Here is a 20388-nt window from a genome sequence, read left to right as displayed (position 1 = left end):
AGCGTATTAAAAGGTGTATTTTAGATAATTGTCAATAAGGTGTATCACGATCCTGTTGCCAAGGTAAGTGCTGGCAGAAGAGATCACCGTGGCGGTACGATCGTTCATATCTTTCAATTGCAGGTGACCCGGTAAATTGTTTACAAATACCGTGGTAGGATCGCCAAGGTTCGTGCGCAGCACGGTTGGCATGGAACCGCTTTCTTCGCCATCGGCTGCCACCGTTCGCCGGTCGAGAAAATGGTGATGAATAAAACGTACTACTAACTCTTTATCAAAATTGGTTTGGGTAGCGGCATTGAAATTGGGCGCACCGGTCACTGCATCGCCGGGCAGCATCCGGTCGCGCACCGCCTGCCGGATGGCGGCATTGGTTGGAACGAACAATGTATAAAAACTGCCATTGGCAATCCCTGTGATCTCTTTGGTGGCACTGTTCCAGATGCTGGAACTTTTGAGGAATTCAAAAAAATAATTGTACGGTGAAGTGGACGGTGTTGGTGTGGCAGCCAGTTTTTCAAGCGGCGCCCCCGCCATGCTTTCGCTAAAAAGCAATGGTTTATTTATATAATATACGCGGCCATTCCTGGCTGTTTTGGAACTGCCCACGGTTACCGTTTCAGCAGCTTCTACATTACCGGAAGCAAACAGGGTATTATTCTTAAAACCGATAAACTCGCCACCTAAAGTCATGGCCATCCCTTCTCCGGAAAAATCATTCAATACTTTGGCCGGCACTATATGCATATTCAGGATCCGCAACAAACGGTTTCTTGCGGTAGCGCCGATTGCGGCAGGAATGGTGGAACCAGGCGGCGGTGTAAACCTGTATTGTTCATAGATATTATTGCTCGCAGCAGGTTCATTCGTATAACCAGCCGCGCGTAACATCGTATCACTGATCATGAAAACGGTAAAGTCGCGGCCGATATCAGCTACTACAGACTTCATTTCGAAATTCAGGAGTTTCGTCATCATCGAGTAAGCCGGATCCAGGTATGCCCTTCCATAAACACTGGTAAATACATTCGATTCCTGCACTTTGTTGGTGCCATAGAAAATGCCATTACTTAGCAATTGCCGGTCGGTGATATTGGTTGCCGGATCAAAGCGCGCTTCTTCGCCCAAATAATTGGTGGTTGCATTGAATTTGCTTGGCCAAACCGCTTTTTGCCATAAGTGGGCATTGATGAAGTCATATACAATACTCACCGGCACATCGTTCAGGCTGGTGCCGGGCGGATAATGTTCCAGCAGTACCTCCCGGATATATTTTTCCAATACCTCGTTCTCAGGCGCGAATATCGTATACCCTTCCTTTTGTGCATCGTTGCCGGGGATCAGATGATTTTCATTGTTCAGCGAAAAGGCCAGGGAACCGAATGGCGCGGAATAGATCTTGGTATATACGTTATCGGTGCTTCCTGTAGTGGCCCGGTAACGCCGGGTGACGGCCTGGTTCAACACATATTGCACCAGGAATTTATCAAACAACGTTTTGAAGAGGCTGTATTCCGGTTTACCCCGGAGGTACTGATCGATGGAAGGCAGTACGGTGATCACCTTATTCACTACATGAATGATCCCATTCTCTGCCGGTATATCCTGTTCGGTAACAATGGCATCCGCTACATTAAAACCGGTATAGGGCGTTTTGGGATAAAAGTAATTATAATCTGCCGCGGTGAGATTATTGCTCGCCATGAACGCATCGGTGAAATAAGGCAGGTACTTGTTATTATTATCTATATCCGAATAGCTGACGCCATTCCGGTTCGAAGCAATTACCTTGATCGCCTTTCCGCTGGTATCGGTTCCATTATAAACAAACGTGTAATTGGCCGTGCGCCGCTTGAATGCTGCGGAAGGCACCCAACCTGTTGCACCCTGGTAATCATCGAGCCTTTCTTTGCGGAAGGCATTATACACAAGGCTATAGGTGACGATCTGGCGGCAGCTCTCTGCATCCAGCTCCTCAACACTGCTCAGGTTCTTTGATGTTAGATAAAGCTGGAAAGCGGAATCATGCGGCGCAAAAAAGGTCCAATAGCCGGCGGCCGACAGAATTTCTTTATACCCGGCTTTATCTATGGCAGCCAGTAAGTGTTTGAAATTTCCTCTTGCTTCCAGTTGCTGGTATACTGGAGGCTCCAGCGAGCCGGGACGGTCATAATAATCATTGAACTGTTTTTTACAGGCAGCCAGCAGCAGCCATGCTGTCACCAGGTACACAGCATATCTCATATAGCAATCGTTTTTCTCTTAAGCAATTAATAGGTGTTCAGGACAAAGGATGCCCACCTGCAGCCTGTACGGTGGCTACAGCTATTTAAACACTCAATGGCAAAGTCTACCCGACGGTTCCATGGAATTAATACCGGCCTGTCAGGTGCACATATCATACTGATCGGGCAGGAACGCTGTGGTGCACTACAGGTCTTCCTGCCCCTTTATTAGATTGGAGCTTTAGTACCCCGGGTTCTGATAGGCCTGCATGGCAGCAGCATCCAGCGGATCACCTTCGGCATCGGTAAGCAGTTGCAGGTAATCGCTGGGCCATGGCCGGAAGGTAAATTCCTTTTTCATTTGTCCTTTCCCATTGCCGTTCTGACCATTACCATTAACCGTATTGTAGGCCACGGGCCAGAGACCGGTCAATGGCGATGCCATCTGGTTCAGGTAAATAGTGCGTTCATATAAAATACCGGCATTGTGCAGGTCTTCCCACAGGGTGCCTTCGGCCAGCATTTCCCTTGTCTTTTCATTATAGATAAAATGAATGAACATGTCCTGCTTGCTGCTAACGGTAGGAATATAATGCTCGGCCAGCGCCTGGGGAGTGCCCGGCGTAAAATGGTCTTCCGTAGCCCGGATGGCATTGTACGAATTTCCGCTTGCCGGGTATGGGGCTGCTTTTTCCGGTGCTGAGAGTGCAGCCGCTTTGGGTTCCCATTCCACGAGCACTGCAGGGCGGTTCTCGCCATTTTTATAAGCAGCGCGCTGCCGGAGTACATTGATATCGGCGAGTGCATCGGCATACATACCTTTACGGCCATACGCTTCAGCCCGGATCAGATAGGTTTCACCCAGGCGCATCAGAATGGCATCCCTTGTTCCCAGCTCACTATCGAAATTACTTTCGTCGGCACTGCCGCCGCGTAATGGGTCTACATACTTTTTTACCGACAGGTAAGGCGCCGGCACCCCGGTGTTCAGCCCGAGCGAATTCTGATTGTAATTAAGCCGGTAATAGAGGCGGCCGGTAAGCGCCGACTTTATCCACCGCACTATGAACTGGTAAGGCTGGCTCATTACCATGGTAGAATCGAGCGCTTCATGCATTTGATTCTCCAGGTAGATCAGGGCTCTTTTACCGGGCACGGCCCTCCGGCTGCCGGCTGTGACCGCAGGCTCCCCCGCCGGTTTATTGGCATTCCACCAGGCAGCGGCAGCGGGGCTCCAGGTGAACGACGTGTTTGCATTACTGATGTATTCGTACTGAAATGTTTTATAGTAGCGCGAATCATTCACTTTATCAGCAAAGACATCATACCCGAAATCAGTCGCCTTGAAAGTACCGAACGGGCGGCCATAGGCCATCGAACGGGCCACCCCGGTGGCATCGGTATAATTACCCGTATGATAGTTCACCGAGCGGTTGCCAAAGCGGGCATGCAGGGAGGTATTCACATCGAACTGGGCAGCCCATAATACTTCTTTATGCGGATTTGTTTCCGACACCTTGGGGTCGAAAAGCGTCCAGTAATCAGGGGCCAGCCCGGCCACTCCACCGGCGGCATTGATCACTTCTGTAGCAATAGCAATACAGGAATCGAGGTCGGTAGCTACGGTACCTTTATACAACGTTTTAAGGTGTGGCTCTCCGCTGTTATTAAAGCCGGCTGCCTGTGCCCTGTTCAAATACAATTTGGCCAGGAAATGCCCTGCTGCGAGTTTTGAGATGCGTCCCCTGTCCTGCACATTCACCGGCAGGGTTGCGTAGGCTTCGCGCATATCGCTGATGATCTGTTTGTAGATCTCCTCCAGCTTCACCTTCGGATAATAGTAAATGCCATTATCCTCGCGTTTGGCCGTAAGCGACATGGGCACATCGCCGAGCTGATTCGAAATAAGATAATAGGCCCAGGCCCGCAATACAAGGATCTCAGCCCTTCTTGTTTTCCGGTAGGTTTCATCTGAAGCAAACTTACCCGGTTTCAGCTCATCGATCACTTCCAATGCAATATTGCAATTATTGATATGCGGGTAAGCTCCCATGGGCGCAAATGTGCTGTTGGTGGCGCCAATGTAACTATTGGTATTACCGGCGATCGTACTGATATTTGAACCATAACGCGCCGCAGTCATGGTGGCGAAGGTATTGTTCGCCGCCATATAGGCATCTGTTTCGGCCTGGGTGAGGCGAACTCCACTGCCATCCCACTCATGTTTTATCCGGGCATAGATGTATAATCCATTGATAAGTGCATTCAACCCTTCCTCGGTATTGTAATAATCCTGGGTGAGATTTGATACCTGTTTTTCATTTAGAAATTTCTTGCAGGACCCTAATATGGCAGGTATCGCTATAATAGATATGATGAATAATTTTTTCATATGCTTGTTCGCTATTTATGAGCTGCGGCACACGCGTAAGGTGGGCCACGCCTGTTTAGAAAGAGGCTCTGACTCCAAATACAATGCTGCGGGGCAGAACACTGTTGTTATTCATGCCACCGTTGGGTGATGTGGTAAATGAATTGGGTGAAGATTCGTCTGTCCATTCGGTTTCATCATCAGGATTGATGCCCAGCTTTACCAGTTTGCCGCCGATAATGAAGGGGTTCAATACCTGTACATTCAGTTGCAGGCTTTTCATCTTTACTAAATTGAGCACTTTAGCCGGCACATCGTAGAGTAAAGAGATATTGCGCACGATGGCAAAGGAACCATCCTGGTATTGCGTAGCAGCGGAAATATTGGTGATAGCGCTGGCGCCCAAGACCGGCAACGGCCATTTCCCCTGCTGGTTGTTCCAGCTCCACATATTGCCGAAATCCTGGCCGAAGACACCCTGAAAGCCGCCAAAATAGGTTTGTCCCACCCGGGCATAAATAAACGAACTCAGGGCAAAGCCTTTATACCTGAAAGTGTTGGTAATGCCACCATACCATTTTGGGCGGGGCGTTCCCCTGATCACATAATCTTCAGCAGTTATTTTATAGTCGCCGTTCTGATCAACTACTTTCACGGTACCTGGCCTGAAATCCAATCCGCCTATCGTTTTGAACTGGGCCATTTCAGCCAGGTCTTTGTTGTTACTGCCCCAGATGCCATCACTTTGCAGCTGATAGAATACCTGCCAGGGCTGGCCGATGAACCGGCGTGCCGCCAGCATGTCTTCTTTACCATTGATCAACTCTACGATCTCTTCTCTATTGCGGCTCCAGTTCATTTCAGTGCTCCAGGTAAAATCACCCTTCTTCACATTCACTGTGTTCAGCGTTACTTCAACACCGCGGTTCTTCGATTTGCCAATGTTCATGAGCTTGGTCACATAACCGGAAACAGCTGGTAAACTTCGCTCAAAGATCAGGTCTGAAGTGTTTTGCGTATAATATTCAACAGAACCGGAGATGCGGTTGTCCAGCACAGTGAAATCAATACCGATATTGGTTTGGGCGGTCTTCTCCCAGCCGAGGTCAGGGTTCTTTGCCGATTGCGGCAGAAAACCGATGGCAGGCACAGCACCAAAAGCATAATTATTACGGCTTAAGGGACCTGAAGTAGTATAGGGATCCACAGAGGAGTTGCCGGTTACGCCATAGCCTATGCGTGGTTTCAATTCATTCAACCAGCTGATCTTTTCCAGGAAACGCTCTTCCTGCATTTTCCAGGCAAGGGCAAAAGATGGGAAGAATGCCCATTTATGGCCTGGCGCCAAAACCGACGATCCGTCATAACGGCCCGATGCAGTAAGCAGGTATTTGTTGAACAAGGTATAATTCACCCGGCCCATAAAGGAGCTTAATTTGTTTTCGGTGAACCCGGTCCCAATGCTGGGATTGCCTGCCGTATTGGAGCCGAGATCATACCACCTGCTCAGCGGGATCACGGTGCCGCTTACGCTGGTGCTGGTGCGTTCCCTGCGCGAATGCTGGGAAGATTGCAACAAGGTTACGCCCAGCTTATGCGCATTACCGAATGACTTGTCGAAATACAAGAGGTTCTCTACGATCCAGGAAAAATGTTCCTCCCGTTCATAACTGGCCGTGTTGGCCCTTGCGCTCAAATGCGAAGTAACCTCGGGGCCCGTCCAGGAACCATTGCGCGTATTTCTGAGCTGCGCGCCGAAATTCACGCGGTACTTTAACCAGGGCGTGAATTTGATCTCTGCATGCAGGTTCGAGAAAGCGGCAGCAGCGCGCCGTTCATTGATCGACTGGCCGATATCTATCAGCGGGTTCCAGTTACTGAGATTACCGCCCGGGTTCCTTACAAAGGCGCCGGTACTGTCTGTAGGAGAAGCCCAGGGAAACATATTGGTAGCCCTGCCAAACAGGTCTTTCGCTCCTGTATTGGTCATGTTATCGTTCATGCCAAAGTTCTGCTTCGCCAGCGAAGCGAGCATCGACAAGCCCAACGTAAACCATTTTGTAGCAGCTACCTCGCCATTCAGGTTCAGGTTGAAGCGGTTAAAATCCTGGTCGCGTTGTACACCCGACTGTTTGTTATAACCGAGTGACATATAGAGTTTGGATATGTCGTTTCCGGCGGAAATCGACAATTGGTGAGTATGCGTTACACCGGTGCGGGTAGCGGCGCCGATCCAGTCATAAGTAGGAATGCGGCTGGAATTATAATCGGGCACCAGATCGGGCCAGCCCATGGCGCGTTCATCTTCCGTAGTAGGCCGCATGGCTACCGTTCCATCCGGATTCCAGGCATAGCCCTTCATGGTTGCGGCTAACAGTTCCGAATAGTTGTTGGTGATCTGCGAAGCAGGGAAATTGGCGCTGTCTAAACGCGGATCGGGATACCAAAACACGGGCGCCACATTCAGGTCGCCGGGATTGCCCGCCTGGTATCTGCGGCCATTGATCAAGGCATAGCGCAACCTGTCGATATACGCACCACCGGTGAGGCGATCGGCCAGGTCTTTATAGCTGTCGAGGGTCAGGTTCGAATTAAAACCAAGGGTCACTTTTCCTTTTGCGCCTTTCCGGGTGGTGATCAGCACGACCCCGTTGGCGCCCCGCGAACCATAGATTGCGGTGGCGGAAGCATCCTTGAGGATCTCCACGGATGCAATATCGTTTGGATTGAGGTCATTCACCGAAAAAGAAGAAACACCCAATTGCGATACGATGGGAATACCATCTACCACATATAAGGGATCGTTCGAAGCATTGGCGGAACGGGTACCGCGGATACGGATAGCCGGCATTTCACCGGGTTTGATATTGGAAGAAACGTTCAGGCCCGACGCCTTACCTTGCAGCGCCTGGGCAACGTTCATTACAGGGCGCTCCCTGATGGTTTGTTCAGTGACCCGGGTGAGCGAACCCGTTACATCGCTTTTACGCTGGGTGCCATAACCGATCACCACAATATCATCCAGCGTAGATTGCTTTAGCTGCAGTGTCACCGTTAATAGCTGTCCTTTGATCGTTTCTTCTGTGATGCGCACCTGCCTGTTCTCGAATCCTACATAGGATATGATCACCACATCCCCGGCAGAAACATCCAGGGTTGCTATACCCTCTTTATTGGTAAGCCCCATTTTGCTTGTCTTATCCACAGAAACAGAAGCGCCGGATAACTGCTTCCCATTTTCATCGAGCACCTGAATTTTGATGGGCGCTAAAGGATTTTCAAGATGCAGCTGCATGGCCGGCCTGGGCGGCGTAATGGGTTTGCTCTCGAGAATGATCGTTTGGTTTTCGATAGACCAGTTGAATGGCTGCTCTTTAAATGCAAGGCTGAGGAATTCACTGACGGGCAGTTGCCGCGCAGTTACGGTCACTTTTTTCGCGCCGTTGAGCGTGTTCTTCTGATAGAAGAAAACATAGCCGGTCTGCTTTCGAACGGCAGCCATGATCTCCTGTACAGTAGCATTATTGGCTGATAAAGTGACGGTTTGGGAAAGGCCATTTGCGGCAGCAGTGCAAAAGGCAGCAGTTAGTAAAATCAAAGTTAGTTTCATAACTAAGATCGTTTGGTTCATACGCCGTTTTCCGGATCGCTTACCATAGGGGGCTACGGCAGGGAAATGCAGGCGCTTGCAAGCAATGATTTTCATCTTCAACAAGCTGTTTGGTTAAATATGTACAATACCGCCGGCTTACAGACAAATAGCGGCCTGATGGTATCCATAATTTGCTTAAACCAATGGCAGGGTTCCGGGTGTAGTCGGAGCCCTTTTTGGTCCTGCTTTTTTGGATACCAACTGATGTGGTTATTAAACAGCCACACCAGTAAAGACTTAATTAAAATCGTTGGCTGATGTAATGGTTTATTTCATAATAATAAGTTTTTTCCCTTCAACCCTATAGTTGATATGTAAACGCTGCAGGATCTTCATCACCTGCGATAAGCTAAGGTTGCGCTGGATCTCCCCCATCACTTCCACCGGTTCCGGTTCGCCTTCATATACAATATCGAGATCGTACCAGCGTCCTAATTCCCGCATCACCATTTTCAGATCGTAGCCATTGAAATTGAACAGGCCGTTCTTCCAGGCCATTACCTGCTCTACATCGGGCGCGTAATTGATAACCAGCGACGAGCGGGAACTTGCTACCGCCTGCTGCCCTGGCTTCAGGACGGCTGCATTTACTTCAGCAGTCGATCTGTTATTGGCCATTGCCCCCTGACCATTGACCACTTTTACAGCGCCTTCCAACAATGTAGTTTTTGTTGCGCCGTCGTCGTCATAAGCATTGATATTGAAACTCGTTCCCAGCACTTCCACTGCTGTGGCATCATCTACAAGCACGCGGAAAGGCATTTTTTTGCCGCCGGGCAACTGAACTTTCACCACTTCAAAATAAGCTTCTCCATCGATCTCAACGAGGCGCTCTGCACCGGTAAAAACTGTAGGATACTTGATAGAACTGGCTGCATTCAACCACACTTTTGATCCATCGGGCAATACGACCCGGAACTGGCGGCCCCTGGGCGTGCTGATCGTATTATAAGTGATCTCATGGTTTGCCTGCCCTGCTGTATGATAGGCCACCGAGCCGTTGTTCAATACCACCTCAGCCCCGTTCTGGCGGGCGATCACCCCATTGCCTAATGAATCCAGGTTTACGATCGTACCATCGGCTAAGGTGAGCATAGCGCCGTCGTGTCCGGGCGCAATATCTTTTGATACCGGCTGATCCCTAACCGCTACCGCTGGTTCCGCCTTGTTCTTATTCAACAGTAAAAAATAAGTACCTGCGCCCAGCACTATCAAAAGTATCGCCGCATAACGCAGCCAGTGCTTCGATAAATAAGTAACCAGTAAACCACGGTTACGCCCATCTTCTTTGATATACTGATCGCGGATGCGCTGGTAAATAAATTTTTGCGTTTCTTCCGCTTCCACTGCAACCGTTTTTTCCAGGGACTCGTCTAATAACTGCTGCAACTGCTCCTCCGACGCTTCGCTATGCAGTAACTGCTCAAATGCTTCCTTTTGCGCGGCAGTTAGTTTACCATTCCGGTAATCTTCCAGTAATTGTTTCAAGTCCATAGAAACTTATATATTTAATAGTAGACCCAATCGCAATACAGATGTGGGGGTGGGTGCAAAAAAATTATTTCAGCAGGATGACACAGGCAGAAAGACCCATAACTCCGTAGTTATTAATGAGGAAAGATCTGATATTATGGAGCGCCTTGCTAAGATGCTCACGGCTTACATCAACGGAAATGCCTAATTGCAGGGCGATCTCGCGGTGTGAATACCCTTCAACCCTGCTCAACCGGTATACCTGTCGCTGCCGGGTGCTCAGCTTTTCAACAGCTGCTGCCAGCAATCTTTCCAGTTCCCGGTAATTTAATGTTTCCTGAAGATCGGTGGTGGTTACCTGCTGGGGATCCCAGCCAGGCGGATAAATTTTGCGGAGCTCATTGATCAGTAAATTCCTGGTAATGACGATGAGCCAGGATTCAAAATGACGGATGCTATGCAGTTCTGCCCGGTTCTGCCAGATACGGACAAATACTTCCTGCACCATATCCTGCGCCATCAATGCGTTGGGCAGGTAACTTAATGCCATGGCATATACTTTACCAAAATATTGCTGGTAAATGGCATGGAACGCTTTTTCATCACCCTGGGCAATCAATAACAGCAGTTCCTTTTCCTCATATGGCAGCTCGGTCGGCAAGGATCGTTAATTTATAAAAACCTGCTACAGCAAGCTGTAGTGGAAATCCAAATTAAACAATCGCGAAAAATGAGCTGTCCTGTACTATTATGACCAGTTGCCGGCGCCGTTACTGGTTACCCCTTGCCGGTCGCAGCGCCAGATTTACGGCAACAATTCAAGCCGCAGGCTGCGTTTGATGGTAACAGGCATTTCTACGGCATATGTTTTCAGGTCGGGGCTTGCATTATAACGCATTCGCAGGTTCAGCAGATTATCCATTGAAGCCTCCAGTATTGCGCCGGTGCCGTTATTGAGCTTCGTATTGATGACAAATGATTCAACACCCCAGAAAACATTCACCTTGTCACCCTGGCCCTTTTGTATCATCTGAAAATTATTCGGACGATCGAAGCTTTGCCTGGCAACCGTATCGAGTATCGGTGTGAGCGAAAAAGAATCCGGCGGGGAAAAATCAGTTCGAATAACCGTTTGCTTTTTATTTGCGGCAAGGAGGTGCTGGCTTACCTGGGTACAGTCGTTCCCATATAAGATAGTGATACTGTCGGTAAAGTCGCCCCGCTGTAATTCAGCCATTCTTATAATAGTGTCTTTTACATTTAACTTCCAGGCATGCAGCGCCGGAGCAATGGCTACAAAAAAAGTATTCAGATCGGTCACTTCACCCACCATTTGCGGAATGGATAATTTCGGCAGTAGTACTTTTCCCCCGGGCAGCAGCGAGATGCGGTAAGGAGCCACTGACCTGGCGATACTGTCCAGGCGAATGGTATCTTTACCGTCGATCGACATTTTGCTTACCCATTTGATCTCCTCGCCCAATACACCGTTCTCATTGACCACCCTGTGTTCAGAAACGGCAATGGTCTTGCCGGCATATTTACCATTACGATAAACATCGGTGGTGAGTTTGTATCTGTAGCTGTCGCCGGCTTTGTATTTGCGGAGCTGGGAAAGGCCGGCAAGCGGACAAAGCAATACCAGTATAAACAAGCATGGCCAAAGAGACTCAGGTGACTTAACCGTTATGGTCATATGTAAAAAATTTAGCAGTTAAAATACCAAGGGATCAACAATTTAGGTATTTGAACCAACAATGAGAAACCGGCTGCAGACCTGCTGAACATCATTGACTTACTTTGGGAAAGAATACCTTATATTAAAAATGGCCACCGAAAAATGAGGCGGCTAAGGATCGGTTATGCGGCTTGTGAAAACAAACAAACAAACATTTACGCAAAAAAAGGCACACCGGGGATCGCATATTTTTTCATACCCGCTTCATTGATCTCAACCCCAATGCCTGGTTTTTCCGACACTGTGATGAAACTTTTATTCACCCATTCGCCATCATAACTGATGATTTCCTTGAACATGGGCTGGGTATGAAAATAAGACTGCCACTCCAGGATCATAAAATTAGGCACAGAAGCACATACATGCGCTGATGCCATAGCGCCCAGGAACGAGGCCACCATATGCGGCGCAAAGGGTACATAATATAAATTGGCCAGGTTGGCGATGCGTTGCCCCTCGCCCAGCCCACCACATTTCTGCAGGTCAGGCATAACAATATCCACCGCACCGATCTCGAGCAATCTTCTGAAGCCATGGGCCAGGTAATGATTCTCACCGGCACAAATGGGCGTGCTGGTAGATTCAGAGATCAGCTTATATGCTTCTACATTCTCGGCCGGGATCGGTTCTTCCAGCCACATCAGGTTCAATGGCTCTACTCTTTTTGCAATGGTCTGCGCCGTTACGGCATCGTATCGTCCATGCATATCGGCGCAGATATCGATGCCCGGCCCTACTGCCTCCCGCGCGGCAGCCAGCTGATCGTACATCCGTTGGAGTTCGGCCGGACTGGCAGTCCAGTTATACCGGTCATATTTATTGGGATCATTTGCCTGATCAAGGTCGAACTTAATGGCATTGAAGCCCATCTGCTTGGCCTTGCTGGCTGCCTCGGCAAAGTCAGCCGGTTTTGGCAGGTTATGCTGGTATAAAGCGGTATCGCAATACACCCGCACTTTGTCGCGGAACTTCCCGCCCAGCAACTGGTATACGGGTAATTGCAGTGCTTTGCCTGCCAGGTCCCACAAGGCGGTTTCAATGGCCGACAAAACCGCCACGTACATGCCCGACTGGGCGCCCTGGAAAAAGCCGGAGCGCCGGATATCTTCAAACAACCGATGTACGTTTAGCGGACTTTGTCCCTTGATGCGCTCGCCAAAATTCTTCACGAGGTAATAGGTACCCGGAATCGCATCCACGCCTTCACCGCATCCCCAGATATCCTGGTTGGTATATATTTTTACAAAGAGGCTGCCCCGGATGTAACCGCATTTCACTTCCGTGATCTTCAGGTTCGAAGGGGGCGACGCTTTTGGCGTGCGGTCTATCGCCTGCTCATAGCTTTGGCCGAACGAAGTGAGCGAGGCAATCGGGCTCATGGCAGCAGCGATCGCAGCCTTTGTTAAGAAAGATCTTCTTGAATGATTGTTTTTCATTTTTTATTATGGGTTTACGTCAGTGAGAAGCAAGTGGCTGGCAGGATCCTTATTTCATAACCCGCTACAGCTTTTAGAACTGAATAACTATAAACTTTTAACGATGAACTTTTAACTATGTACTTTGAAGTGGCATTACCAGGTCCTGCCCTTCAGGAACTCCTGGATCTGGCTCTTTGGAACGGGCAGCTCATTCATGTGATCGTTCAGCCATTTGGAAAAATCCTTTTCTATGTCTTCGCTCCAGCGGGAATCTATTTGTCCGGGCGTGTATTTCCCTTCGCGTAAGCGCTGATGCCCGAACATATCGCGCAGGCGCACGATCTCCGAGGTTTTTACCACTTTCTCGGCCAGGTGGGGCGGAATAAAGATCACGCCGCCATCACGCCCCAGCACCACATCGCCGGGCATAACTGTCGCCTTGCCGATGCGGGTGGGCTGGTTGATACCGGTGAGCGTGGTATTCAGATCACCATCCGGGTTATTAAGGTGATGCGAAGGATGATAGCTGCGGAAGAAAGACGTAAAGGAACCGATCTCCTTTAATCCCCTGATGTCGCGGATGGCGCCATCATATACAATGCCATTGCCGGTCTTTGCATAAATGGAATTGCCCAGGTTATCGCCGATGGTGGGTCCATCTTCGTAGGCATCGAACTGGTCTACCACATATACGTCGCGTTTCACCAGCAGATCGATGGGCCAGGAGTTCTGTGATTTCACGCGTTTGTCGCGCTGGCCGAACTTGTCGATCACGCGGTGAATGTCGGGCCGGCCGGGCATGAAGATAGCGGTAACGGCACGCCCTACGAGTACACTATCCGGGTTGATCGTTTTCCATTCACCATCGAACTGATGTTTGAAATTTTCATTACGCAGCACAGCCCAGGCTTCTTCCAGGCTCACCAGCTTCATGCGGTCGAGAATACTGTCGGGCACCTTAGGTCTTCCGTCGGCAAAGCGCTCGCCTTTCCAGTCGGGGGTTAAGGCAAGCAGTTGATCACGAGTGATCTGCTGTGCATGCACCATGGTGCATAAGAACAACAACACTGGTATTATGCAATTCGTTTTCATATGAAAGCTTTTTATCAATGTGCTAATGTGCTGATTTGCTGATGTGCTAATGAAATACAGGTTAAAGAATACAGAACTATACACTTTAAACTGTGAACTATGAACTTTTCTCCGGCGGATGGTTATGCCACCAGCTTGCCAAAGTAGAACCAGAGATATTCATAACAGGTCCGAAAATAGCAGGCGCCAGTCCGGCAGTGGCCAGTTTGCCCATTGCCAGGGCAAGCCCCGATGCCAGGCCGGCATTCTGCATCCCAACTTCCAGGGCGATCGTGCGGCAATCCCGTTCATGAAAACGAAGCAGCCGGGCCGACCAGTAACCAAAGAAATAACCCAGGACATTATGAAGAATAGTGGCCAGCAGCAGCAGAGCGCCCACCTTCAATAAATTATCCCGGCCCGCCGCCGTGATCACGATGATGATCAGGGCAATGCCCGCCATAGACAGCAGGGGCATGGCCTTATCGAGCCATTTGAATTTGCCATGTACGAGGTAGTGAAAGGCCAGTCCGGCCGTAACCGGAATGATCACGATCTTGGTGATATCCCATACCATCGCCCAAAAGTCAATAGCGACAAAACTGCCACCCAGCAATCGCATCAGGAGCGGTGTTAAAAATGGCGCCAGCATGGTAGAAATGGTGGTTACGGAGACCGACAGCGCCAGGTTCGCTTTGGCCAGGTAACACATGACGTTAGAAGCTAATCCGCTCGGACAACATCCCACCAGTATAATGCCGGCGGCGATCTCTGCCGGAAACCGGAACAGGTTGGCCAGGGCAAAACCTACCAGCGGCATGATCACATAATGACATACCACCCCTACGATAATGCCTTTGGGCATGCGGATCACATTGGCAAAATCTTTCAGGCTTAATTCGGTGCCCATGCCAAACATGATGATCTGTAACAAGGGAATGATCAGGGCAGACAGCTTAAAGTCGCCAATGGTCTTGAAATATTGCGGATGATACATGGCCAGGCTTACCACAGCCATGATCACCAGCGTAAAAGAAAGGCCTTTCAACCGCACATGCTGCCTGAACGCAAGGGCCAGACTTACAAAGAACAACAGCAATAACCAGCCGCCCCAGGCATTTTGTTTCTGCATAGCCATTACAGCATACACGATAAGGAAAACAGCCGAAGCCCCGTAAAATATCGTTGATCGCTTCATATGATATGATATGGTATAATAAAATGAATCCCGCGAACCAGCAATGGGCTGCCGGTCGCCAGTTGCAGGTAATGCCATTACATTGGAGGCCGCGCTCCTGGGAACGGGAACGGGCTACCGGTAACTGATGTCACGCCACCCTGCAACCTGAGCCTTCCCTTAGCTCCACAACCTGTCGTGCGATCGTATATCATTCCATTCAGGCGTAGGCGCGAAATAGGTTTTATTCGTGGGCAACAAATGTTTTTTGACCTCTTCTTCCACGAGCTCAATGCCCAGTCCCGGTGTGTTGGGCACTTGTGCATATCCCTTCTCAAACAGCTTTTTGCCATCCAGGGTTTTCACCAGCGATTCCCACCAGGGATTATCGAGCGAGTGATGTTCCAGCGCCAGGAAATTCTGCGTGGCCGCTGCACAATGCACATTGGCCATAAAAGAAACAGGGCTCCCGGCAAAATGCATTGCCATGGCCACCCCCTTTTCTTCGGCATAATCCCCGATGCGTTTTGTTTCGAGGATGCCGCCGGCAGTGGCCAGATCGGGATGTACAATATCTACCGAACCGGTATCGATCAAAGGTTTGAAACCACTGAGCAGGTATATGTCTTCGCCGGTGAGCACGGGTGTTTCGAGCGCGTCAGACATCTTTTTATATTGATCGGTGAACTCCCAGGGAACCATATCTTCCAACCAGGCAAGGCGGAAAGGTTCTACTTTTTTGCCCCAGCGAATGGCATTGTTCAGATCGAAATGACCATAATGATCACTCGAAATAGGGATCTCGTATCCCACGGCAGAACGTACATCGCTTACGATCTGTGCCATTCCATCCAATCCTTTTTCGGTGATCTGGATCGCCGTAAAAGGATGTTTGATATTTGCATAGTCCATATAACCACCCTGCCATTGCGCCAGGTTGCTGCCCCAGAATTTGCTGTTCACCAGGGCGCCTTCCAGTGCTTTTACTTCCCCAATGGAGATATCCATTTTCAGCCAGGTCATGCCCTGGTCTTCAATGCGGTGTTTCACTCTTTTTTTGAATTCTTCAAAATTGGGCGCTTCCGGCGTGTCGGCATATAATCTCACTTTATCACGGTAACGGCCACCCAGTAATTGCCACACAGGAACATTGTATGCTTTGCCGCAGAGATCCCACAGTGCCATTTCCACGGCACTCACGCCGCCGCCCTGCCGGGCATGACCGCCGAACTGTTTCACGGTCTTGAACAGCATCTCCACATTGCAGGGATTCTGGTTCAGGATGCGGCTTTTCAGCATCAGTGCATACCGTTCATCGGCGCCATCACGCACTTCGCCCAATCCATAAATTCCCTGGTTGGTATCGATGCGGATGATGGGCGTACGGCCTACATTCTGGATAATACAATACCGCATGTCGGTGATCCTGAGATCAGATGGATTGGAATAGCGGCTGACCTTCTGGGTGGTTTGCGCAATCAGGTCTTCTACCGGCCATAATGCGCTGGCTGTGCCCAGGGCGATCCCGCCGAGGGTGGTCCTTTTCAAAAAAGAGCGGCGGCTGTTGTGCCCGGTGCTCTCAGGCTGCTGATCTTCATGTGATTCAGGCACCGGGTCCTTTAAGCCCAGTTTGGCAAGAAATCGTTGTGATGGTGTCATGGTTGTTATTTTTTATTACTTAATTACTTCGATAATCGCTAACCTGTATTCCATTATCACATTATTACATTATCACATTATCAAATTATCACATTATCACATTACCATGTCCTGTCTTTCATAAACTGATCCAGTTCCTTACGCGACATAGGCAGCTTACCCGGATTATCATCCAGCCATTTCAAAAAATCCTTTTTGATCTCATCCGTCCATTGGGTATCTATTTGTCCGGGCGTATATTTTCCTTCCCGCAAACGCTGGTGGCCAAAGGCATCGCGCAGGGCAATGAATTCCGAATTCAATACCACTTCCTCCAGCAGATGCGCAGGAATGAACACCACGCCCCCTTTTTTTGCGAGCACCGCATCACCAGGCAAAACAGTAGCCCGGCCAATACGTACCGGCACATTGATGCCACCGAGCATCATCTGTTGAATGAATGAGGGATCATATCCTTTGATCCAGGCATTGAAACCTGAGATTTCTCCCAGTCCTTCGATATCCCTTACGGCGCCATAAAAGATCACACCCCGGGCGGAACGGGCGTAAATGGCGTTTCCGAGGTTATCGCCGATCAGGGTACCGTCTACTACCTTACCATAACTATCGGCTATGTATATGTCGCCTTTTTGTAACACATCGATGGGCCAGGAATTGGGAGCGCCGATGCGGCCTTCGGCCTTGCCTTTATCTTTGACAAGTTTGTCAAGATCGGGACGCATGGGCCAGTATTGGGCGGTTACCACGCGGCCTGTCATGGCCGAGTCGGGATGCAAAACCATCCACTCGCCCTCAAACTGATTCATATATCCTTTGTTGCGCAAGACGCCCCAGGCTTCTTCCAGCCGGATCGCTTTCAGGCGCGTAAGTAATTTATCCGGTACACGCGGACGGCCATCTGCTGATCGTTCTCCTTTCCATTCTGGCGTTAAAGCTTTGATCTGATCAGGCGTTAGCGTCACCTGTTGGGCATACGGGTGTATACAAAACAATGTTAGCAGTAATAACAATGATCCTTTTTTCATATGGCTGCTTTTTAAGTTACTGAGTTCATGAGTTATTCAGTTCATAAGTTATTAAGTTAAGTCGCGAGGCTAAACTGAATTACTATAAACTATATACCATAAACCATAAACTACTTTACCGAATACTTCTGCTGCAGTGAACCGATCGCCTCAAACTCATCAAACAATTTCACGCTCAGTTTTTCAAAAATGTTGAAGTAATCAGCATACACGGCATGGTTTTGTTTCCTGGGTTTATACACACCGGGCAGTTCTACTGTTTGCGCGGCTGCATCAAGCGATTTATAGATGCCCATTTCCGTGGCGCTTAACAAATAGGCGCCAAAACTTACACTATGCAATTGTGGCCGGAGCTTAACCGGTTTATTGAACATATCGGCAATGATCTGGGTGCAGAAGGGAATGGTGCCAAAACTGCCATTCACCGAGAGACTTTTAATAGCGCGTTGTTCGGCCAGGATCTTTCCGATACTGTAGATCTCATACAGGATGCCTTCGATCGTTGCCCTGATAAAATGTTTACGTTCATGTTTAATGTTCAATCCGAAATAAGCGCCGCGCGCATGCGCATTCCAGATGGGCGCCCGCTCTCCCAGCAAATAAGGAAGGAATAACAAACCATCCGATCCCAGGGGTACTTTCGACGCTTCTTCCATCAATTGCTGCATGCTGGTCTCAATATCGAATGCATTGGTAAAATCGCCAAACTGCCGGCTGAACCATTCGAAAATATTCCCACCGTTATTGGTAGGTCCGCCGGAGACATAGCAATTTTCAGTGAGCAGGTAGTTGAAAAAGCGCATTTGTTCGTCTTTCAATACCGAAGGCCCCATCACCCGTACGGCGCCGCTGTCTTCGATTGTGATCGTGGCTTTGCCTTCTCCTTTCACCCCATCTCCCAGTGTTGCCAGGCAGCCGTCGCTGGAACCAATGAGTATTTTTGTTTCCGGCGGCAGGCGCAGCGATTGCAGGTAGGCTTTTTTCAATTTGCCGGCAGTGGTAAATACCGGCGCCAGTTCGGGCAGGCGGGCAGTAGTGATGCCGGCATATTTCAAGGCATCGGCTTCCCAATCCAGCGTATGGATATTCATCAACCCGGTGGCAGATGCAATGCTGTAATCCATCAATAGCTCCCCCGTCAGCTGGTGAATGATATAACTTTTAATGGACAGGAATTTGCTGGCCATGCGGAAACGTTCCTTATCGCGGTTCTTCATCCAGGTTATCTTCAGTAATGGCGACATGGGATGGATGGGTGTGCCGGTTGCAGCATAGATCTTTTTGCCGAAGGCAGTAGTGCGTAATTCCTGCGCATCCTTTTTGGCACGGTTATCGGCCCAGGTAATGGCATTGCCCAATGGGTTACCGCTTTTATCTACCGCCAGCACGCTGTGCATGGAGGCGCTGAAACAGATACAGGCTACCTCATGTTTTTTCGGGTGTATATGTTCGTTGAGTAAGTTCTTCAGTACATACAGCGTAGTAATAAATATCTGCTCCGGATCCTGCTCACTGTGATCTGGTTCCGTATGAAATGTAGGAAAATAGCCTTTCATCGACCCGATGACGCGGCCATTGAGGTCGAAGGCAAAGACCCTTACCCCGTTTGTTCCTAACTCAATTGTAATGATGCATTTCATGTGTACTCTCATTATTTATTACGCAAATGATTTTTTCTGAATTCACTCGGCCTGTAACCGGTCAGCTTTTTGAACGTCGTGGAAAAATGCTGCGACGAATAAAAGCCGGTATCCAGTGCAATGTCAGTTACAGTGATCTCGGGCCGCTTCAATAATTTGATGGCTTCCGAAATCCTGATATTGATCAGGTAATTGATGGGTGAAAAACCCGAATAACTTTTTACCCGTTCGTTGAACAAGGTAGTGCCCATGCCCACCAGGGCAGCCATTTCTTCCACCGTCCACTGATGCGCCAGGTCCTGGCGCAGTGCCGCCTCGAGCTTCATGAATGATTTCGGAAAGTCACGGGCGGAATGGCTTTGCCGGGTCATTTTACGGCCGATCTGGATCAACAGTTCATCCACCTGGTGATTGATGCTTGCCTGGTAGCCTACTTCATTCCCAAATAATTCCGTATGTATACACCTGAGTATCTTCCCGATCTCCGGGCATTTGGATATTACCGGAGAGCCATTCAACGACAGGATCTTACCGAGGGCCGCGCTTTCGCTTTCCGACAGGCCGCTCCAGGCGCCTGGCTGTAAATGGCCGTTATCAAGTTGTTGGATGTTTAAATGTATCCAGGAAAAAGAACCGATCTCCAACACGCCGTTATCACTGCCAAAGGGCGTACCCGGCAGGATCAGGGCGGCATCGCCGGGATAAAAGATATAAGGCTGCTGATCGACAAGCCATTCAAAACGGCCGTCCATTATATAATATATGCGCAAACATTGTGTAACGGTGGCAGGAAAAGCATTGAGCTGGATGGCGCCATTTTTTCTTATGCCCACTTCCAGGATATGCGGGAACAGCAGCAGTTCGGCCGATTTACCATGTTGTAGCACAAATTGATTCATATGGCTTTATGTACTTATTGGAAACCCAATCTTCTCCTTT

General features: G+C 49.3%; 13 protein-coding genes. All 13 read right to left on the bottom strand.

Translation table 11 applies throughout. The annotated features are described in order from the left end of the window. Positions 1-6: 6 nt before the first annotated feature. The gene (locus JT717_RS07595; protein WP_205509597.1) at positions 7-2244 is read right to left on the bottom strand and encodes a fasciclin domain-containing protein; all 2238 of its coding nucleotides are present in this window, start codon (positions 2242-2244) and stop codon (positions 7-9) included. Positions 2245-2466: 222 nt separating this feature from the next. Further along, entirely contained in the window at positions 2467-4617 is a 2151-nt protein-coding gene (locus JT717_RS07590) for a RagB/SusD family nutrient uptake outer membrane protein (RefSeq protein WP_205509596.1), read from the bottom strand. Positions 4618-4672: 55 nt separating this feature from the next. Further along, complete coding sequence (locus JT717_RS07585) at positions 4673-8206, bottom strand: SusC/RagA family TonB-linked outer membrane protein (protein WP_205509595.1); 3534 nt, start codon at positions 8204-8206, stop codon at positions 4673-4675. 309 nt (positions 8207-8515) lie between these two features. Beyond that, the gene (locus JT717_RS07580; RefSeq protein ID WP_205509594.1) at positions 8516-9742 is read right to left on the bottom strand and encodes a FecR family protein; all 1227 of its coding nucleotides are present in this window, start codon (positions 9740-9742) and stop codon (positions 8516-8518) included. A 64-nt stretch (positions 9743-9806) separates the two neighbouring features. After that, positions 9807-10382, bottom strand: a complete 576-nt coding sequence (locus JT717_RS07575) for an RNA polymerase sigma factor (RefSeq protein WP_205509593.1) — start codon at positions 10380-10382, stop codon at positions 9807-9809. A gap of 144 nt (positions 10383-10526) precedes the next feature. After that, positions 10527-11417 (bottom strand): hypothetical protein, encoded by an 891-nt coding sequence (locus JT717_RS07570; protein ID WP_205509592.1) that lies wholly within the window; start codon positions 11415-11417, stop codon positions 10527-10529. 197 nt (positions 11418-11614) lie between these two features. Next, entirely contained in the window at positions 11615-12895 is a 1281-nt protein-coding gene (locus JT717_RS07565) for a mandelate racemase/muconate lactonizing enzyme family protein (protein WP_205509591.1), read from the bottom strand. Positions 12896-13030: 135 nt separating this feature from the next. Beyond that, entirely contained in the window at positions 13031-13969 is a 939-nt protein-coding gene (locus JT717_RS07560) for an RraA family protein (protein ID WP_205509590.1), read from the bottom strand. Positions 13970-14066: 97 nt separating this feature from the next. After that, positions 14067-15146, bottom strand: coding sequence for a bile acid:sodium symporter family protein (locus tag JT717_RS07555; protein WP_240347880.1), 1080 nt, complete (start codon positions 15144-15146; stop codon positions 14067-14069). 159 nt (positions 15147-15305) lie between these two features. Beyond that, positions 15306-16784 (bottom strand): mandelate racemase/muconate lactonizing enzyme family protein, encoded by a 1479-nt coding sequence (locus tag JT717_RS07550; protein ID WP_205509589.1) that lies wholly within the window; start codon positions 16782-16784, stop codon positions 15306-15308. Positions 16785-16885: 101 nt separating this feature from the next. Further along, positions 16886-17809, bottom strand: coding sequence for an RraA family protein (locus tag JT717_RS07545; protein WP_205509588.1), 924 nt, complete (start codon positions 17807-17809; stop codon positions 16886-16888). Between the two features lie 110 nt (positions 17810-17919). Then, on the bottom strand, positions 17920-19449 hold the full coding sequence (locus JT717_RS07540; protein ID WP_205509587.1) for a gluconokinase: 1530 nt from the start codon (positions 19447-19449) through the stop codon (positions 17920-17922). 11 nt (positions 19450-19460) lie between these two features. Then, positions 19461-20348, bottom strand: a complete 888-nt coding sequence (locus JT717_RS07535) for a helix-turn-helix domain-containing protein (protein ID WP_205509586.1) — start codon at positions 20346-20348, stop codon at positions 19461-19463. Positions 20349-20388: the final 40 nt, after the last annotated feature.

The organism is Longitalea arenae (genome assembly GCF_016924755.1).
GTDB classification, from domain to species: domain Bacteria; phylum Bacteroidota; class Bacteroidia; order Chitinophagales; family Chitinophagaceae; genus Niastella; species Niastella arenae.
The sequence above is the reverse complement of the archived record's forward strand: the minus strand, read 5'-3'. Positions and strand labels throughout refer to the sequence as shown.